The organism is Psychrobacillus insolitus (genome assembly GCF_003254155.1).
GTDB classification, from domain to species: domain Bacteria; phylum Bacillota; class Bacilli; order Bacillales_A; family Planococcaceae; genus Psychrobacillus; species Psychrobacillus insolitus.
The window spans coordinates 427,456-442,820 of the sequence record NZ_QKZI01000001.1 but is presented as its reverse complement, the minus strand read 5'-3'; the positions used below and the strand labels follow the sequence as shown (position 1 = coordinate 442,820).

The 15,365-nt window shown below is 35.8% G+C and carries 13 protein-coding genes; all 13 read right to left on the bottom strand.

Features of this window, described 5'->3' with window-relative positions:
- Window positions 1-156 precede the first annotated feature (156 nt).
- The 13 genes from C7437_RS02120 to C7437_RS17110 all read right to left on the bottom strand — a co-directional run bounded on the left by C7437_RS02120 (window position 157) and on the right by C7437_RS17110 (window position 15,341).
- Window positions 157-2,970: a transglycosylase domain-containing protein gene (locus C7437_RS02120; RefSeq protein WP_111437993.1), complete on the bottom strand. Its 2,814-nt coding sequence runs from the start codon at window positions 2,968-2,970 to the stop codon at window positions 157-159.
- Between the two features lie 183 nt (window positions 2,971-3,153).
- The gene (locus tag C7437_RS02115; protein WP_111437992.1) at window positions 3,154-4,497 is read right to left on the bottom strand and encodes an MFS transporter; all 1,344 of its coding nucleotides are present in this window, start codon (window positions 4,495-4,497) and stop codon (window positions 3,154-3,156) included.
- A gap of 243 nt (window positions 4,498-4,740) precedes the next feature.
- Window positions 4,741-5,868, bottom strand: coding sequence for a 5-methyltetrahydropteroyltriglutamate--homocysteine S-methyltransferase (locus tag C7437_RS02110; protein ID WP_111437991.1), 1,128 nt, complete (start codon window positions 5,866-5,868; stop codon window positions 4,741-4,743).
- A 323-nt stretch (window positions 5,869-6,191) separates the two neighbouring features.
- The gene (locus C7437_RS02105) at window positions 6,192-7,109 is read right to left on the bottom strand and encodes a LysR family transcriptional regulator (protein WP_111437990.1); all 918 of its coding nucleotides are present in this window, start codon (window positions 7,107-7,109) and stop codon (window positions 6,192-6,194) included.
- Between the two features lie 79 nt (window positions 7,110-7,188).
- The gene (locus tag C7437_RS02100) at window positions 7,189-8,193 is read right to left on the bottom strand and encodes a nucleoid-associated protein (RefSeq protein ID WP_111437989.1); all 1,005 of its coding nucleotides are present in this window, start codon (window positions 8,191-8,193) and stop codon (window positions 7,189-7,191) included.
- A 178-nt stretch (window positions 8,194-8,371) separates the two neighbouring features.
- The gene (locus tag C7437_RS02095) at window positions 8,372-8,830 is read right to left on the bottom strand and encodes a DinB family protein (protein WP_111437988.1); all 459 of its coding nucleotides are present in this window, start codon (window positions 8,828-8,830) and stop codon (window positions 8,372-8,374) included.
- 41 nt (window positions 8,831-8,871) lie between these two features.
- The gene (locus tag C7437_RS02090) at window positions 8,872-10,146 is read right to left on the bottom strand and encodes a sensor domain-containing diguanylate cyclase (RefSeq protein WP_111437987.1); all 1,275 of its coding nucleotides are present in this window, start codon (window positions 10,144-10,146) and stop codon (window positions 8,872-8,874) included.
- Between the two features lie 120 nt (window positions 10,147-10,266).
- A complete protein-coding gene (locus tag C7437_RS02085; protein WP_111437986.1) occupies window positions 10,267-11,205 on the bottom strand; it encodes a ring-cleaving dioxygenase in 939 nt (312 codons plus the stop codon).
- 33 nt (window positions 11,206-11,238) lie between these two features.
- Window positions 11,239-12,180 (bottom strand): ring-cleaving dioxygenase, encoded by a 942-nt coding sequence (locus C7437_RS02080; protein WP_111438963.1) that lies wholly within the window; start codon window positions 12,178-12,180, stop codon window positions 11,239-11,241.
- A gap of 172 nt (window positions 12,181-12,352) precedes the next feature.
- Entirely contained in the window at window positions 12,353-12,958 is a 606-nt protein-coding gene (locus C7437_RS02075; RefSeq protein ID WP_111437985.1) for an NADPH-dependent FMN reductase, read from the bottom strand.
- A gap of 18 nt (window positions 12,959-12,976) precedes the next feature.
- Window positions 12,977-13,960 (bottom strand): ring-cleaving dioxygenase, encoded by a 984-nt coding sequence (locus C7437_RS02070; protein ID WP_111437984.1) that lies wholly within the window; start codon window positions 13,958-13,960, stop codon window positions 12,977-12,979.
- 367 nt (window positions 13,961-14,327) lie between these two features.
- The gene (locus tag C7437_RS17115; protein WP_245909183.1) at window positions 14,328-14,762 is read right to left on the bottom strand and encodes a GMC oxidoreductase; all 435 of its coding nucleotides are present in this window, start codon (window positions 14,760-14,762) and stop codon (window positions 14,328-14,330) included.
- Window positions 14,763-14,795: 33 nt separating this feature from the next.
- Complete coding sequence (locus C7437_RS17110) at window positions 14,796-15,341, bottom strand: GMC family oxidoreductase N-terminal domain-containing protein (RefSeq protein ID WP_245909182.1); 546 nt, start codon at window positions 15,339-15,341, stop codon at window positions 14,796-14,798.
- Window positions 15,342-15,365 lie beyond the last annotated feature (24 nt).

Sequence of the window (15,365 nt, the reverse complement as noted above, 5' to 3'; positions counted from 1 at the left end):
GGGGTTTTGAATGAATGATGAATTTTCGCTTTTATTATTGAAATGAGTAATTATGAAATTAACTAGTAAAAGGTCAATATTATAAATTTTATATTTAAAGACAATATAAAAATAGTAAAGGTCCCTTTATTCCAAAGGGACCTTTACTGTTTTTATCTACTCATTTCCTAAGTCATTTATATCACTATCGGACGGCCCCTCTTCTTCTCCTTCACCGGCAGCAGGTGGTTCTTCTGGTTTCACTTCTTCCACTGGTTTTGGTTTTGGTTCTGGTTCTGGTTTTGGTTCTGGTTTTGGTTCTGGTTTTGGTTTTGGTTTTGGTTCTGGTTCTGGTTTTGGTTCTGGTTTTGGTTTTGGTTCTGGTTTAGGAGCTGGTTCAATTGGTTCCGGTTGGGTTGTTCCTATATCTTCTTCTGGAATTATTGGTTTTGTCACCGGTTCAGTTGGTTTTACTTCTTTAGGTTTTACTTCCTTTACCTTTTCTTCTACCGGCTTCGGCACTTCCACTGGTATTGGATTTTCAATTTTATTTCGTTCCGCTTTCAACCGATTTACTTGCTTATTGTATCGTGTATAAAGATTCTCACGAACAGTAGGAAGTTTTACATTTTCAATTGCTTCTTTTACTTTTACCTTCAGATTTTCCACATAAGCGATATCACTTTGTTCTCTAATGACCGCTCTTTCTAAATCTGCTAACGCACTTGAGGCATTTTTTTCTAAATTTGATTCTTCTTTTGTTGCCCCATCGCTTTCCAACTCTTTACGTTTCTCTTTCACTCGAGGTTCTTCCACTTTTTCTTTTTTTACTTCTGCTTTTGGAATTTCTTTCGTTTGTTTAGCTTCTGCTTTTTTACTTTGCTGTAATTCAAAATAGATTTCAGGCACTAATTCTTTTTTCCACCAGCCATGATTGTCATGTTTATCTACTTCTCCTGTTTTTGGATTTATATACATATAAGAGATTCGATCTGGCTTGATAAAGTCTTGATCTTTTATTCCTTTATGGATTTTCTCCATATAATCATTCCAAATTTCCTTTGCTTTTCTGGTATTACTCATGGATTTAGGAATGTCTTCTCCTACCCACACAACCGTTGTATAAAATGGTGTATATCCAGCCATCCATATATCTTTGTTATTATTTGTCGTACCGGTTTTAACCGCTACTGTCATATCGGAGAGGCCATACCCTTTACCTGTACCATATGATTTTGTAGATACCCCTTTTAATACATCAGTCATTAAATAGGCACTACCACTATCATATACTCTTTCCTTTTCATGTTCATTCTCATATAAAACCGTATTGGTTACATCTACAATTTTTTGAATACCTGTTGGCTGTACATATTCCCCGTTATTCGCTAATGTGGAGTATGCACTTGCCATTTCAAGTGTACTGGTTCCATACGTAAATCCTCCAATAGCTATTACAGCACTATTGTCTTCTGGAACAATATTCGTAAATTTCATGTCCTCTAAATAAGAAAGCATTTCCTTAGGTCCATATTTACTTACTAGTTGGAATGGAATCGTATTAGTAGATCTTTCTACCGCTTCTCTTAACGTCATTAACCCACGATAACTACGATACGCATTTACAGGTCCATTTTTAATCGATTTATCCGTCATTTGAGAAGTGGCTAACATTCCTCTTTCAAAAGCTGGAGTATAAGCTACAAAAGGTTTAATGATTGAACCTGGTTGACGAAATGATAAGAATGCTCGGTTATAAGTGTTGGATATATCTTCTTGTGTTCTTCCACCAACAATTGCCACAACATCTCCTGTTTGGTTATCAATTGTTACCGAGGCTGATTGCAACTTATATAAGCCGGTTTTAGTATCTTTTTCAGTGAAATCAGCTAGTTGTTGATTCACGCTTTCTTGTAGCATTTTTTGCTTTTCCATATCGATGGTTGTATGAATCGTATATCCACCAATACGAATTTTCTTGTTCAACTGCAGGAACAAATCATTGTACTCATCCCAATAGCTTAAACGTTCCTCATTATCCTCGAAAGAATACTTAAATTTAAATCCTTCATTCTCCATTAGGATTTTGGTTGCACTACTGAGGGCAAAAGAAACTTCATAGGTTTCAGGTTCATATTCCTTTTCTGGCATATTCAAAACGATTTCTTGTGCAATCGCTTCTTTATATTGTCGATCTGTAATGTACCCTAGATCATTCATTTTGAATAAGATTAAATCTCTTCTTTCCAGTGTATTATCCTTATTTCGTACTGGATTATAGACCGATGGATTATTTGGAATTGCTGTTAAAAAGGCTACTTCAGAAACAGTTAAATCTTTAGAAGATTTATTGAAATACGTTTTAGATGCTGTTTCAATCCCATATGCACCATTACCGTAGTTAATATTATTTAAATAAAACTCCAAGATTTGTACTTTTGTATACCTTTTTTCTAATTTAGCAGCTATAATCACTTCTTCTATTTTTCTAGTATAGATTTTATCCAAGCTTAAAAACTGAACTTTAACTAATTGTTGGGTAATTGTGCTTCCGCCCTGGGTAATAGCCCCTTTGTTTTTGATTAACTCCACTCCAGCTCTTGTAATTGCTCTTAAATCATATCCTTCATGCTCCATAAATCGCTCATCTTCTATTGCAATGACCGCATTTTTAATATCAGATTTAATGGCCTTATCTTCAATATAAAAGTAATCATGCACGGCTACTTTTTTGATAACATTGCCTTGATCATCATGAATAATCGTTTCCGTCTTATTTTTAAATGTACCTTCATTGATCGCCTCTACTTTTCTATTTGCTTCGTCATATATGGCTGCCACATGCTCTTTATATCCGAAAACCAAACCAATAAGTACCAACAACCCTATGAGGAAAAGCGATAAGATTGTCCAAGAGGTCACCTTAACAATTTTATTAACCTTTCTCTTCCTCTTATTCTGTCTTTTCACTTTCATTCTTTGCTTTCTCAATTATTTTAATCCCCTTTTTTTACCCGTACTTTCTACTTTTCTCGTGTTGACTAACTATATATATGCGGTTCATCAAGATTCTAATACCCATAATCTAACTGGCATATTAAAAAGAGAGTAGAGACTACGAAAAACATAGTCTCTACTCTCTTTTTAATATTAGTTTTTATATCTACTTTCACTTTATAATGACTGAGCTGTTTCGGTGTTTTTAATATCTGATTCCTGGGTAGTTTGATAATCGGCGTGTTTGTCATTAACAAAGAACAATGCGATCATACCGAATACTGCCGCAATTCCAATGGCGATAAAGTTAAATTGTGGCTGCAGGTTCATTGTTAATAACACCGCCACATAAGTCGGAGCCAAAATAGAGCCGATGCGACCAAAGGCCATTGTACTTCCAAGTGCTGCCGAACGGATGTCGACAGGATAGTACGCAGCAACGAATGCATTGGACATATTTTGCAGCCCAACTGTTGCAGCCCCTATGAGAAAAATTAAAAAGTATGCTAAATATAGATTCGTTGAAAAGCCAATTAGTGTTAAACAAATTGCACCAACCAAATAAAGCGGAATTAAAACATTTTTAAACCCTATTCTTTGGATTAGATTACCAAGTATTAATGTACCAACAATCGAACCCATTTGTAACACAGCAACAAACATTAAGCTTGAAGATAAGTTATAGCCTGCCTGCAGCATTAATGTAGGTAACCAAGTATTAAGCGAATACATCAACATGAATGTACAGAAGCAAGCTAACCAAAACATAGTCGTTGAAACGGCGTACTGTTTTTTGAAAAGGGCACTAATAGGTGATTTTTGTGCTTGTGCGATCTTTTGATAAGTAAAATCAAGTGTTGCAGCAACGCTCGGTTGAATTTTATCGACAACCATCGCAATGCGGTCATGTTGTTTGTTATGAAGCAAATAGTCGAGTGATTCTGGAATTGCTTTCAACATGAATGGAATACAAATTAAAGGAATAGCGCCAATCCAGTAAACTGGTTGCCATCCAAAGTCAGTCAGTAATGCTTGACCGATGAAGGAAGCACCCATCGCTCCAACCGAATATCCACAAAAAATAAATGAAATAATAGCAGCACGATATTTTATTGGTGAATATTCAGAAATAAGCGAAGCGATATTCGGCATAACACCTCCAAAGCCAAAGCCGGCAATTACTCGACAAATAGTAAAGATGATTGCATTCGGTGCAAAACCTGAAAGCATTGTAAAAATACTAAACAGCATTGTCGTAAAAATAATAATACGCTTTCGACCGAAATGATTTGAATATAGACCGAACAGTACCGCACCAGCAGCTGTGCCCATCGTTGTATAGCTACCGATGGAACCGGCTACCATATTCGAAATCCCCCAAGATTCTTTTAAGAAGGGAATTGTAGCACCATAGATTACGACATCATATCCTTCAAACATCATAATGATAAATAACCAAAAAATTAATAGAATGTGGAACGGTTTTAATTTACTTTGCTCAAAGAAAGAAATAGGATTCATTACATACCTCCAATAAAATGTCTATATGATGATGCATCGGCATGATCATTTGTTTGTGTTAATAAGCGTAGAACGGAGAAATACATATAGTTTAAGACACAAGATATGTATTTTATCATAGTTTAAAGTTATAACTAAGTAAGTATAGTGCCACATTATATTCTTTTTAATTAACCCACTCTCTTCCTATCTACTATAGGAGGAGAGTGGGTCTACAAATCTATCTTTTAGTTCAAAGTACTTTTAGTTATTTCCCCAAACACTATTAGCTATTTTAATCATGTGACTAATTTTATTCCATTGTTCATCTTCTGTTAGTATGTTTCCTTCTTCTGTGCTAGAGAATCCACATTGAGGGCTTAATGCTAGATTTTCTAAAGGAATATATTGACTTGCTTCCTTTATTCTATCTTTGATGCTTTCTTGATCTTCTAATTCTGGGAATTTAGATGTGATCAATCCCAATACGACTGTTTGGTCATTACGTTTAAAACTTTTTAATGGTTCAAAATCGCCTGAACGTTGATCATCATATTCTAGGAAGAGTCCATCGACATTTAGGTTAGCAAATATTGCATCTGATATAGAGTCATATCCACCACTTGTAATATAGGTAGACCTAAAGTTACCACGACAAATATGCATCGTGATGACCATATCATCAGGTTTCTTAGAAATAGCATCATTTAAACAACTTACTCTAGTATCAATAATATCCTGCAACTCCATGTTTTGTCTTTCAACAACTGCTTTTATACGTTCTTCCGAAACAAAATCAATCCAAGAAGTATCATCTAATTGTAAATAGCGACAACCTGCATCATAGAAAGCTTGAATCGCTTTTTGATACGCTGTTACGGTATCATTATAGAGCTGCTCTTTGTTTCCGTTATAATACTCATCACCTTGAATTCTAGTAAATAACATATTGGGACTTGGAATGGCGAACTTAGCAACTTGACTTCCATCACCATATTTTTCTACTGCCTCTTTTAAGAACTTAAAGTGTTCTACCATATAATGATTATCAAAGTCTACTTTATCTACCACTTTAATGGCATTATTTCTAGTTTTAGCCCCTTTAAAGTTACTTACATATTCCGTTTCAAATAGTTTTACTCCTTTTAGACCTGATAAGAAATCTAAGTGCCACCAAGAACGTCTAAACTCACCATCAGTAATTGACTTAAGCCCCACACTGATTTGCTTTTGTACAAGTTTCTCAATTTCAATATCCTCTATAGCTTTTAAGGCATCCTTGTTAATTTCCTCATTTGCAAAGGCAATTCTTGCTTCTTTAATCGGTTCCGTTCTTAGAAAACTACCGACATGATCTGCTCTAAATGGAGCTTTACTTAGTGTTTTTGTCATATATGATCTCCTGCTTTCTTTAATATCTAAAAACCTTCTTCTCATAAAGAGAAAAGGAGTAATTACTGCAACTAGCGCTTTTCTTAAAAAGTAAGAAATTATATAAAATTTCTGCATAATATGTCTAGCTACAGTGCCTTGCCCCTCGGGGTCAAATGGGGAATCACTGCGGTGGCTGAGGAACTGCCTCCTCGCGATTCCCCATTTGCCTGTCGGGGCAGTAATAGGCACTTCCACTTTTCTTATTGGTTGTAAATGAAGTATAGCATGGGAAAATAGATATAACATAACACTTAAAATCTATCTTCCACTATAGTTTTAAACTATAGATGAGATTGTTCTTCGGCGATCGATTCTTTTAAATACTGAATATAGATATTAGCCAATGTACTGTTCGTTACATTTTTATGGGTAATATATCCAACGGTAATCCGCTCATCCACGTTCAAAGGAACAGCAATAATATCATGGTTTAATTCATGACTAATGACTCCTGTCGAAATTGTGTAGCCATTTAATCCAATAAGTAAATTAAATAAAGTAGCCCGGTCACTAACCCGAATATTTTTTGGTCTAGAAAGAGTGCTCAAAATCTCCTCAGAAAAATAAAAGGAATTATAATCTCCTTGTTCAAAAGAGAGGTATGGGTAAGGAATTAAATCAGAGAATGTGACATAATCTTTTTTCACAAGTGGGTTTTTTGAACTTATAAAAACATGTGGTTTGGCTTCAAACAGCTCATGAAATATTAAATTCCCTTCTCTTAGAAACTTATGAATCACCTTATGGTTGAACTCATTTACATATAAAATACCAATTTCACTTCGTAAGTTTTTCACATCATCGATGATTTCAAATGTCTTCGTTTCTCGTAAAGTGAACTCATATTCCTCCCGATCATAATCTTTTAATAGTTGTACAAAGGCACTCACTGCAAAAGCATAGTGCTGAGCTGATACAGAAAAATGTTGCTGAGGAGCTTGTTGTGTATTGGTATAGCGATTTTCAAGAAGCTCCGCTTGTTCAACAACCTGCCTTGCATAACCTAAAAACTCCGAGCCTTCAACAGTAATCATAATTCCCTTATTAGTTCTTGAAAAAATCGTGATTCCCATTTCTTTCTCTACTTCTTTTAGAGCGTTGGATAGGCTTGGCTGACTAATAAACAAATTCTGAGCTGCTTTACTAATCGAACGACTTCTTGCCACTTCAATCACATATTTTAATTGTTGTAAGGTCATATTAGATTCCTTTCTTTACTTCATTTCCTATTCCATCCATTAGAATAATTCTACGAGTTGAAGGATTAAGTCATTATGTTTACGTTTCTTCATCGAAATAAATTTTATAAAACTTTCGATTCGTCACTTCGTCATAGCCCACTTCAATCAGTTCATTTATTTGCGTGATATCACTTACGTTTACTTGAATTTCAATATTGGCATCGAGTTTAATTTTACGCTTATAACTTTTTTCTGCCTTCACAATCCCACTCTCTGAAATTTTCGTTTCATAAGGCTTTACCGTATTGATCAAGATATCTTTTTGGACCTCATCAGCAGCTTCAAATACCGTTTCAATATAGTCTTCCACTTGAAACTGTTCTTCGTTTCTAAAGTATTCGAGCGTTTTGTTTAAAAAACCTAGTTTATCGGTATTTGTATAACTATCTTCTTTTAAAATATATTTTTTACATTCTGTTAATGCTAAATTCGTTTTATGGAAGCTTTCGTCCGCCACTTTGAGTTTTAAAAAACGCTCTTGCCAGTACACGACATCTTCTTTCTTTTTCGTTTTCAAGAATACTGCAGGCATTTCGTCTTGACCCAAATCGACTATGACGACAACATTATTAATTTTCTTCACATTAATGCCATCGATACCGTTCACAATCATTTCGTTTTGCTCATTTTTCACATCTAAAAACATTTCTTTTTCATCAATTTTCACTATGGCTAACGCTGTTTTGACTTCATTATTCCATACGCAATTTTCAAATAAGCCGACGAACAATTCACCACTTTTTATATTTGGATGTTGCGATACACTATGTAAATGCTGGGCTATATTTTTGGATTGTTCTAGAAAACTAGGATGATTATCAAAAATACTCTTTACGTATGTATACACTTCATTGAATCCAATATCCGTCTCATGAAAAAATTCGTATTGTTGCTCTAGGTCGAGTTTATGGAATGCAAGTTGAGTAAAGGCTGCTTCAAGCATAACCTCTGGCTGTGGGAATGCTTCATGTCCTAGCACGAGCCCATCGCTCACATAATGCATGACATACTGCGCTAATTTACTTTCACTAACTTCTAGCATTGTGTTCACCTTCTATTATTTTATTTGTAGATAGTTTACCATATCATAACCCGCAGAAAATTTTCATGTTTTTTTGAAGTGAGCTTGAAAATATCTTCTTTTCTCCGGGAGTCGTACGAATTTTTTTGTATAAAAGATTCAATCTTCCAATACTTTAGAATTCGAATCTGATCAATAGTCAATGATCACTATCTAAGAATTTAATAAAATCAATATTAACTGGTTCAAAACCAGTTGCTCGAATTCGTGAGTTTATCTGACCTCTATGATACTGACCATGTAATGCTACATGAGTGAAAATATCGCGTGCAGAATGCTTAAACTCTGTTCCTTTACTATTTGTGTAGATTATTAAATTATCCAGATCATCATTTGATAAATGAGTAAGATACTCCGTAAAACTCCCTTCATTTTGCGTTATAAGTTCTGCACAGTCATCCATATCAACATCTAACCAGACCGGCAATTGTGAACTGTCCAATCCCTGTAATCTAGTTATCCAAATTTTTTCTCCAAATAGTATATGCGAAAATAAACGATCTATTTCTTTATTTCTATCCTCCATATTTTGCAACGTTTTAAGTATTCGTTGGTTCGCCCAATTTAAATGATCAAACATCTTTTGTATAGTTTTCAATGAGACCACACCTCTAACTGACTGAATTTTATACATGTTTCCTACAAAGTTTTCTCTAGTTCATAAAATTGGAAATCATTACGCTGTTCTTTCGCTTGATAGAGTGCTATGTCAGAACGTGAAATCAGAATTTTAGAATTTATTCCATCTTGTGGGAATACTGCAATTCCCATACTTGATGTCACGACAATTTTATGATTGTCAATGAGATAAGGTTGTTGAAAGGCTTTATGTAAGCGCGACACAATATCAACGACGACTTTCTTTTCCTTCATGCCATTTAATAGTACAAGAAATTCATCTCCTCCGACACGGCAAAGAATATCTTCTTCTCGAACGTTCTCTTTTAACCGACTTGCAAATTGTTTTAAAAGTTGATCTCCAACTTCATGACCTAGCGAATCATTAATGCTTTTAAATTTATCGATATCGATATCGATATACATCACTGCCAGCATTCGATTCTCTTTCTGTGCAGTTTCAATCGCTTGATTAATTTGTTCTGTAAAATAACGTCGATTTGTTAAACCCGTTAATGGATCATGAAATGCCAAGTATTCAAGTTGTTCTTCATAATTTTTCTTTAAGGTAACATCTCGAAGTAATACTTGAATAACAGATTCACCTTCGAAAACCATGGACATCGCTATAATTTCCGTCCATATCATTTCTCCGTCTAAGCGTAAAAATTGTTCAATAATTGGCTCTTTTGTAGACATAGCTTGATGAACTTTTGTTTTAAACGTAGCTAGATCATCTGTCACAATAAACTGCCAAACAGACTGCCCGAGCACATATTTTTCACTTTTAGCCCCTACTAAATGGATGCCAACCGAATTTACAAAGACAATTTCCCCGTTATTTTCAACAAAAATCGCATCTGGTATAAATTCAACTAAACTGCGATAGCGATCTTCACTGGCTTGAAGTCTACGTTGAATGTTCATTTGTTCGGAAAAGTCCTTATACATACCAACAGCCAGTACTTCTCCATTATTAATCGCACGATAAGAAGCTAATATATCTAAAATCTTGCCATCTTTTCGTTTCCTTTTTGTTACATAGTACGGAATATCATGCCCTTCCTTAAATTGTGCCAATTGTTGCTTATGCTCTTTTGGTGAAAAATCTACAAAAAATGGAAAGTAATTAACTTCGCTTAAATCCATTACCTTCCAACCCAAAATAGTTGTAAAGGATGGATTAGCAGAAAGAATTTGTCCATCATAATCAATAGTAAATATAGCTTCATTTGTATTGTTCCATACAATTTCTAATACATTATTCTCCACATCTGGCTGACTATTAAATTCCAATTTACCAACCCTCTCGACTAAGCATTTGAAAGCATAAAAAACTAATCGGGTTGGTTACCGATTAGTTTTCAGTAAATAATAAGCTCTAAATTTAGGGCTATCTAATAAATGGTACCTTTGTTAATCAATTGGACGCACTTGAATTGGAATAAGCGAGTTGACTAATGACTCACGTTTTTGTTCGTATTGTGCAGGTAACATTAATTTAGTACCCATTGATTCAGGTGATTCATCATGTGCAAATCCCGGTGGATCAGTTGCGATTTCAAATAATATTTCGCCTGATTCACGGAAGTACAACGCATTGAAATAATTACGGTCCTTAACTTCTGTTACACGTTGCCCAAGATTAATGGCATGTTGTTGCCATTCAACATGATCTGCATCATCAATTGCTCGCCATGCAATATGGTGAACGGTACCAACACCCATAGATCCTTTTACACCTGTGACCATTTTTAAATCTATAATATTGCCAATATCAGCCGTAGCTTTAAATCGGGTATAGTCGCCTTCAGTTCCAACCAATTCCAGCCCCATTACATCCGTTAGTGTTTTAGCTGTTTCTTCTGGTCTGCTTGAGTAAAGTGTTGCACCACCAAAACCTTTAATCGCAACTTCTGGTGTTACTCCTCCAAATGTCCAATCGTTTTGTTCTCCAGCTTCGCGTTCAACGATTTCAAGATGCAAGCCATGCGGATCGTCGAATTGAATTACTTGTTCGCCAAAACGCTCTGCTTTTGTAAATGGAACCGCAAATGTTGCAAGACGATTGACCCAAAAACTTATTGCTCCTGTTGGCACTACATACGTTGTAACTCCCACTTGTCCGTCACCAATTTGTCCTGGATAAGCATTTGCCCAAGGGAAAAACGTAATAATTGTGCCCGGTTTCCCTCCACCATTTCCAAAGTATAGATGGTATGTGCCTGGATCATCAAAATTCACTGTTTGTTTGACTAAACGTAAACCTAATACCCCTGCATAAAAATCAATATTTTCCTGTGGATGACCAACGATTGCTGTAATATGGTGAATTCCTGTTGATTGTTTTTTCATTACTATTTCCTCCTTAAAGTCGACTACTTGCTTTTACTCAATTGGTTCTAATTTCGCTTCGATTTCTGCTCGCTTACCTTCTAAAAATGGCGGTAAGTCTAAATCTTTACCCAGGGATTCAATAGACGAATCGACTGTAAAGCCTGGCCCATCAGTCGCTAACTCAAATAAAATGCCATTTTTTTCTCTAAAATATAAACTCTCAAAATAGTAGCGGTCTGTTATTTTCATAACCTCAAAACCAAAATCTTGAATACGCTGTTTCCAGGCTCGCAGTTCATCACCGTCTTTTACTCGAATCGCTAAGTGATGCACACTTCCTTTTCCTGGTTTTTCATTTGGACCATCTTGTTCGACAATTACAATTTCACCAAAAGCTTGTCCTTTTACAGATTGGTAGATGGCTCCGCTTGTTGTTCGCGAAACAAGTTCATAGCCAAACAAGTTTTCTAATGTATTCGCTAAACTATCTAGGGATTGCACGGTCATTTCCACTGCACCCATGCCAAGAATACGATGCTCATGTAAAACAATTGAATCGTCCCAAGACTGCCAATATGCTGGGATTTCTTCCCCATTATTATTTAAAAGGACAAGGCGTAATCCCTCACAATCTTCAAAATGAAGCGCTTCTCGTCCTGCATACATGGTCAACTCCCCGTGTTTTACGTCGAGTAATTCAAATCTTCTCTTCCAGTATAGTAAACTATCATAAGATGGAACCAATAAACCAATTTGTGTAATGGCATTCGTTCCTCGTTTTGTTCTTCCTACCATTGGAATTTCAAAGAAGGATAGCTCTGTTCCAGCACTTCCTGTTAAATCTCCATAAAACAAATGAGACATACTCGTATCTTCTTGATTGACCGTTTTTTTCACTCTACGCAGTCCGAGCACTTTTTGATAAAATTGATTGTTTTGTTGCCCTTTTTTCGTAATCATCGAGATATGATGATGTCCTGCTATTTTGTTCATCATAACTCCTCCGTTTCTTTGAAAAAGATCTAGTTCCATTAATGATACCTTTTATAAATTCTGAGCAAAACCTTCAACCTACTTGATAGCGCTTTGCCCAGAATTTATTCATATAAATCACAAAATGTGCTCATGCACATTTTGTGATATGTAAAGAAATAATCAGTTGAAATTATTTTCTAACTGTATTTAATGCAGTTGTCCAAGGAATAACTTGGTCTAACATTTGGTTTACTGAATCTGCTTGAACTGCAGCTGGTTTGAAATCTGTACCATTTTCAAAGTCAGTAAATAATGATAATGCTGGGTGTACACGAACGTGTGCTACTAGTAATTCACTTAAAATTCCACGTAAATGTTCTGTTGCACGAGCTCCACCTACTGAACCGTAAGATACGATACCTGCAGCTTTATTGTTCCACTCTTCACGTAAGTAATCTAATGCATTTTTAAGTGCTCCAGTGATTGAGTGGTTGTATTCTTGAACGATGAATACGAAACCATCTTGTTTTGCAACGGCTGCTGACCATGCTGCTGCACCTGATGCGTCGCCGCCTGGTTCACCTAATAGTGGTAATTTGAAGTCTGCGATATCGATAATCGTATAGTTTGCATCTCCACGTTTATCAGCTAATTCTTTTACCCATGCCCCTACTTGTGGACTTACGCGACCTTCACGTGTTGATCCTAAAATAATACCTATATTTGATTTTGTCATTGTTTTTTCCTCCTCATGTTTTTGTTCTTGTGTGCCAAATAATTTATTTAAAAAACCCATTTTTTATATTCCACCTCCTTATAAGTATTCTTTTTCTATAGCAAGCGCGCTACGTACTGTATCGATTGGTCGCACCGATGCCTCAATTTGTTCGCGTTTCCCTTCAAGGAATGGCGGTAATGATAAGATTTCTCCTACTGTTTCATAAGGCTCGTCTCCCATAAACCCTGGACCATCTGTAGCCCATTCAAAAAGGATGCCAGGTGCTACACGTGAATATAATGATTCAAAGAAGAAGCGATCCACATACCCTGAAGTACCAAAACCAGCTGCTTGCATATGGTCAATCCACTCATATAACACTTTTGTATCTTCCACGCGGAAAGCTGCATGATGAACTGTACCGTAGCCTTGTCGACCAGCTGGCAAGGTCGTATTATGTTCCACAATTACTTGTGCCCCATTTCCACCTTCACCAAATTCAAATAAATAAAGCGAATCTTCTTTTGCGATTTCACGCATTAACATTACTTTTTCCAAAACTCCCTTAAGGTAATCATATTGTGCGATACGAATATGAATTGGTCCTAAACCTGTAATTGCAAATTCAAGTGGTACTGGGCCATTTTTCCAAGGTGTTCCTGATTCTATACCTACATTCAATTCATCAGAAACCAACATATATTGTTGATCATCAAAGTCCACGAATGAGATAGTTTGCTTCCCAAACACTTCTTCTATACCTGTATTTTTTACTTCGTACTTTTCAAAGCGTTTCAACCAGTAATCAAGTGCCGCATCTGTCGGTACACGGAAAGCTGTTTTATAAATCTCATTCGTTCCGTGTGTTCCTTTTGGAATACCTGGGAAATCGAAGAATGTCATATCTGTACCTGCTGACCCTTTATCGTCTGCGAAGAATAAGTGATATGTTTGAATATCATCTTGGTTAACTGTTTTCTTTACTAAACGCATACCTAATACAAATGTGAAAAACTCGTAGTTTTTTTCTGCACTACTTGTAATCGCTGTTACATGGTGTATTCCTTTTAAATGGTTCATTATATTTCCTCCTCTAATTTATACAGAATCAATAATTCTCGTATTCGAGATAATTATTAAAAAATTTTTTCCATTACAAGATATCCTATTTATTTATGTTTAATGACTTAAACTTTTATATAGAGTAAAAATAATTCAACATGCCTTTAATTAATATATCTTTAATTAAAGATAACTTTATCATAAATAGAAGATTATTGTCAATACATTTATCCTGAAATCAGGATAAAAATATGTCAACATTATTATTATTTTAATTAATTATGCATAAAGTGCTCGAAAGTAAAGAAAGTTATGTAATTTCACCAAGCCAACAAACATAACCCCATTCTATTTTGAATGGGGTTATGTTTGTTGGATACTGCGATTAACCTGTTTGACGAACAATGTGATCTGCTAGCCTAATAGCTAAAGCTACATTGGAAAGTACAGGTCCAGCAGCAGTTAGAGTTGGAAGAACGCTGTTGTCGGCTACGAATAACCCTTGCACACCATGTACTTGGGCATGACGATTTGTAGTTGAAGTCGCCGGATCATCGCCCATTCTACAAGTGGAAGCCTCGTACATGTCACTTCCAGGTGGACGTAGAGTTAGAGTAGAGGTATCTAAAGTAACTCCCATTGCAGCAGCTGACTGAATAATTCCTTGCTTAACTTGTTCAGCTACTTGACGGTCTTTATTACTTAAAGAATATTGCACTTGTTGTAACGGTATACCGAATTCATCTTTTGCAGTTGGATCAATATACACTCTGTTCTCAGCCCGAGCCTCAACTCTTCCAAAGGATGCATATACAATCATAAGCTGATCTTTTAGAACCTTATCTTCAAATTGCTAATAGGAAAAATATTGATCAGACCCAAGAATCTGAATATGATACGGTGATTCATTTGTCTCAAATTTCAAAATAGATACATTGCCAAGTTTATCTGAAAACTGATTTCGACTGATTGTTCCAATGGCGATGATGGACACATGCCCTGTTAAATAACGGCCAATAGCAGGACCTTGAATACCAGAATTAAGCAACAGACGTGGAGTCTCTAAAGTACTCGCAGACAGAACAACATTTTTCGCTCGAATAGTATGAGCTTTCTTATCCAAGGAAAATACTTCCACTCCAACTGTTTTTCCATTTTCAACAATTACCCGAGAAACATTGGCATTTACAGCGAGATCATATGGTCGATCAAAAAGAGCAGCTGCTAGAGCATTGATCGAACTGAACCAAGGATTTGAATGTACTTCTCCTTGCCGGGAGGGTGTCATATCAAAAGCAACTGGCATATCATTTGCTTCGAGTATACCACTTGCATGGAGCCTCTTTAAAAGAGTATTTTGTATCGATGAACCTTTCGCATAATCAGTTGTAACATTCATTAATTTCTCGGCCATCCCATAATA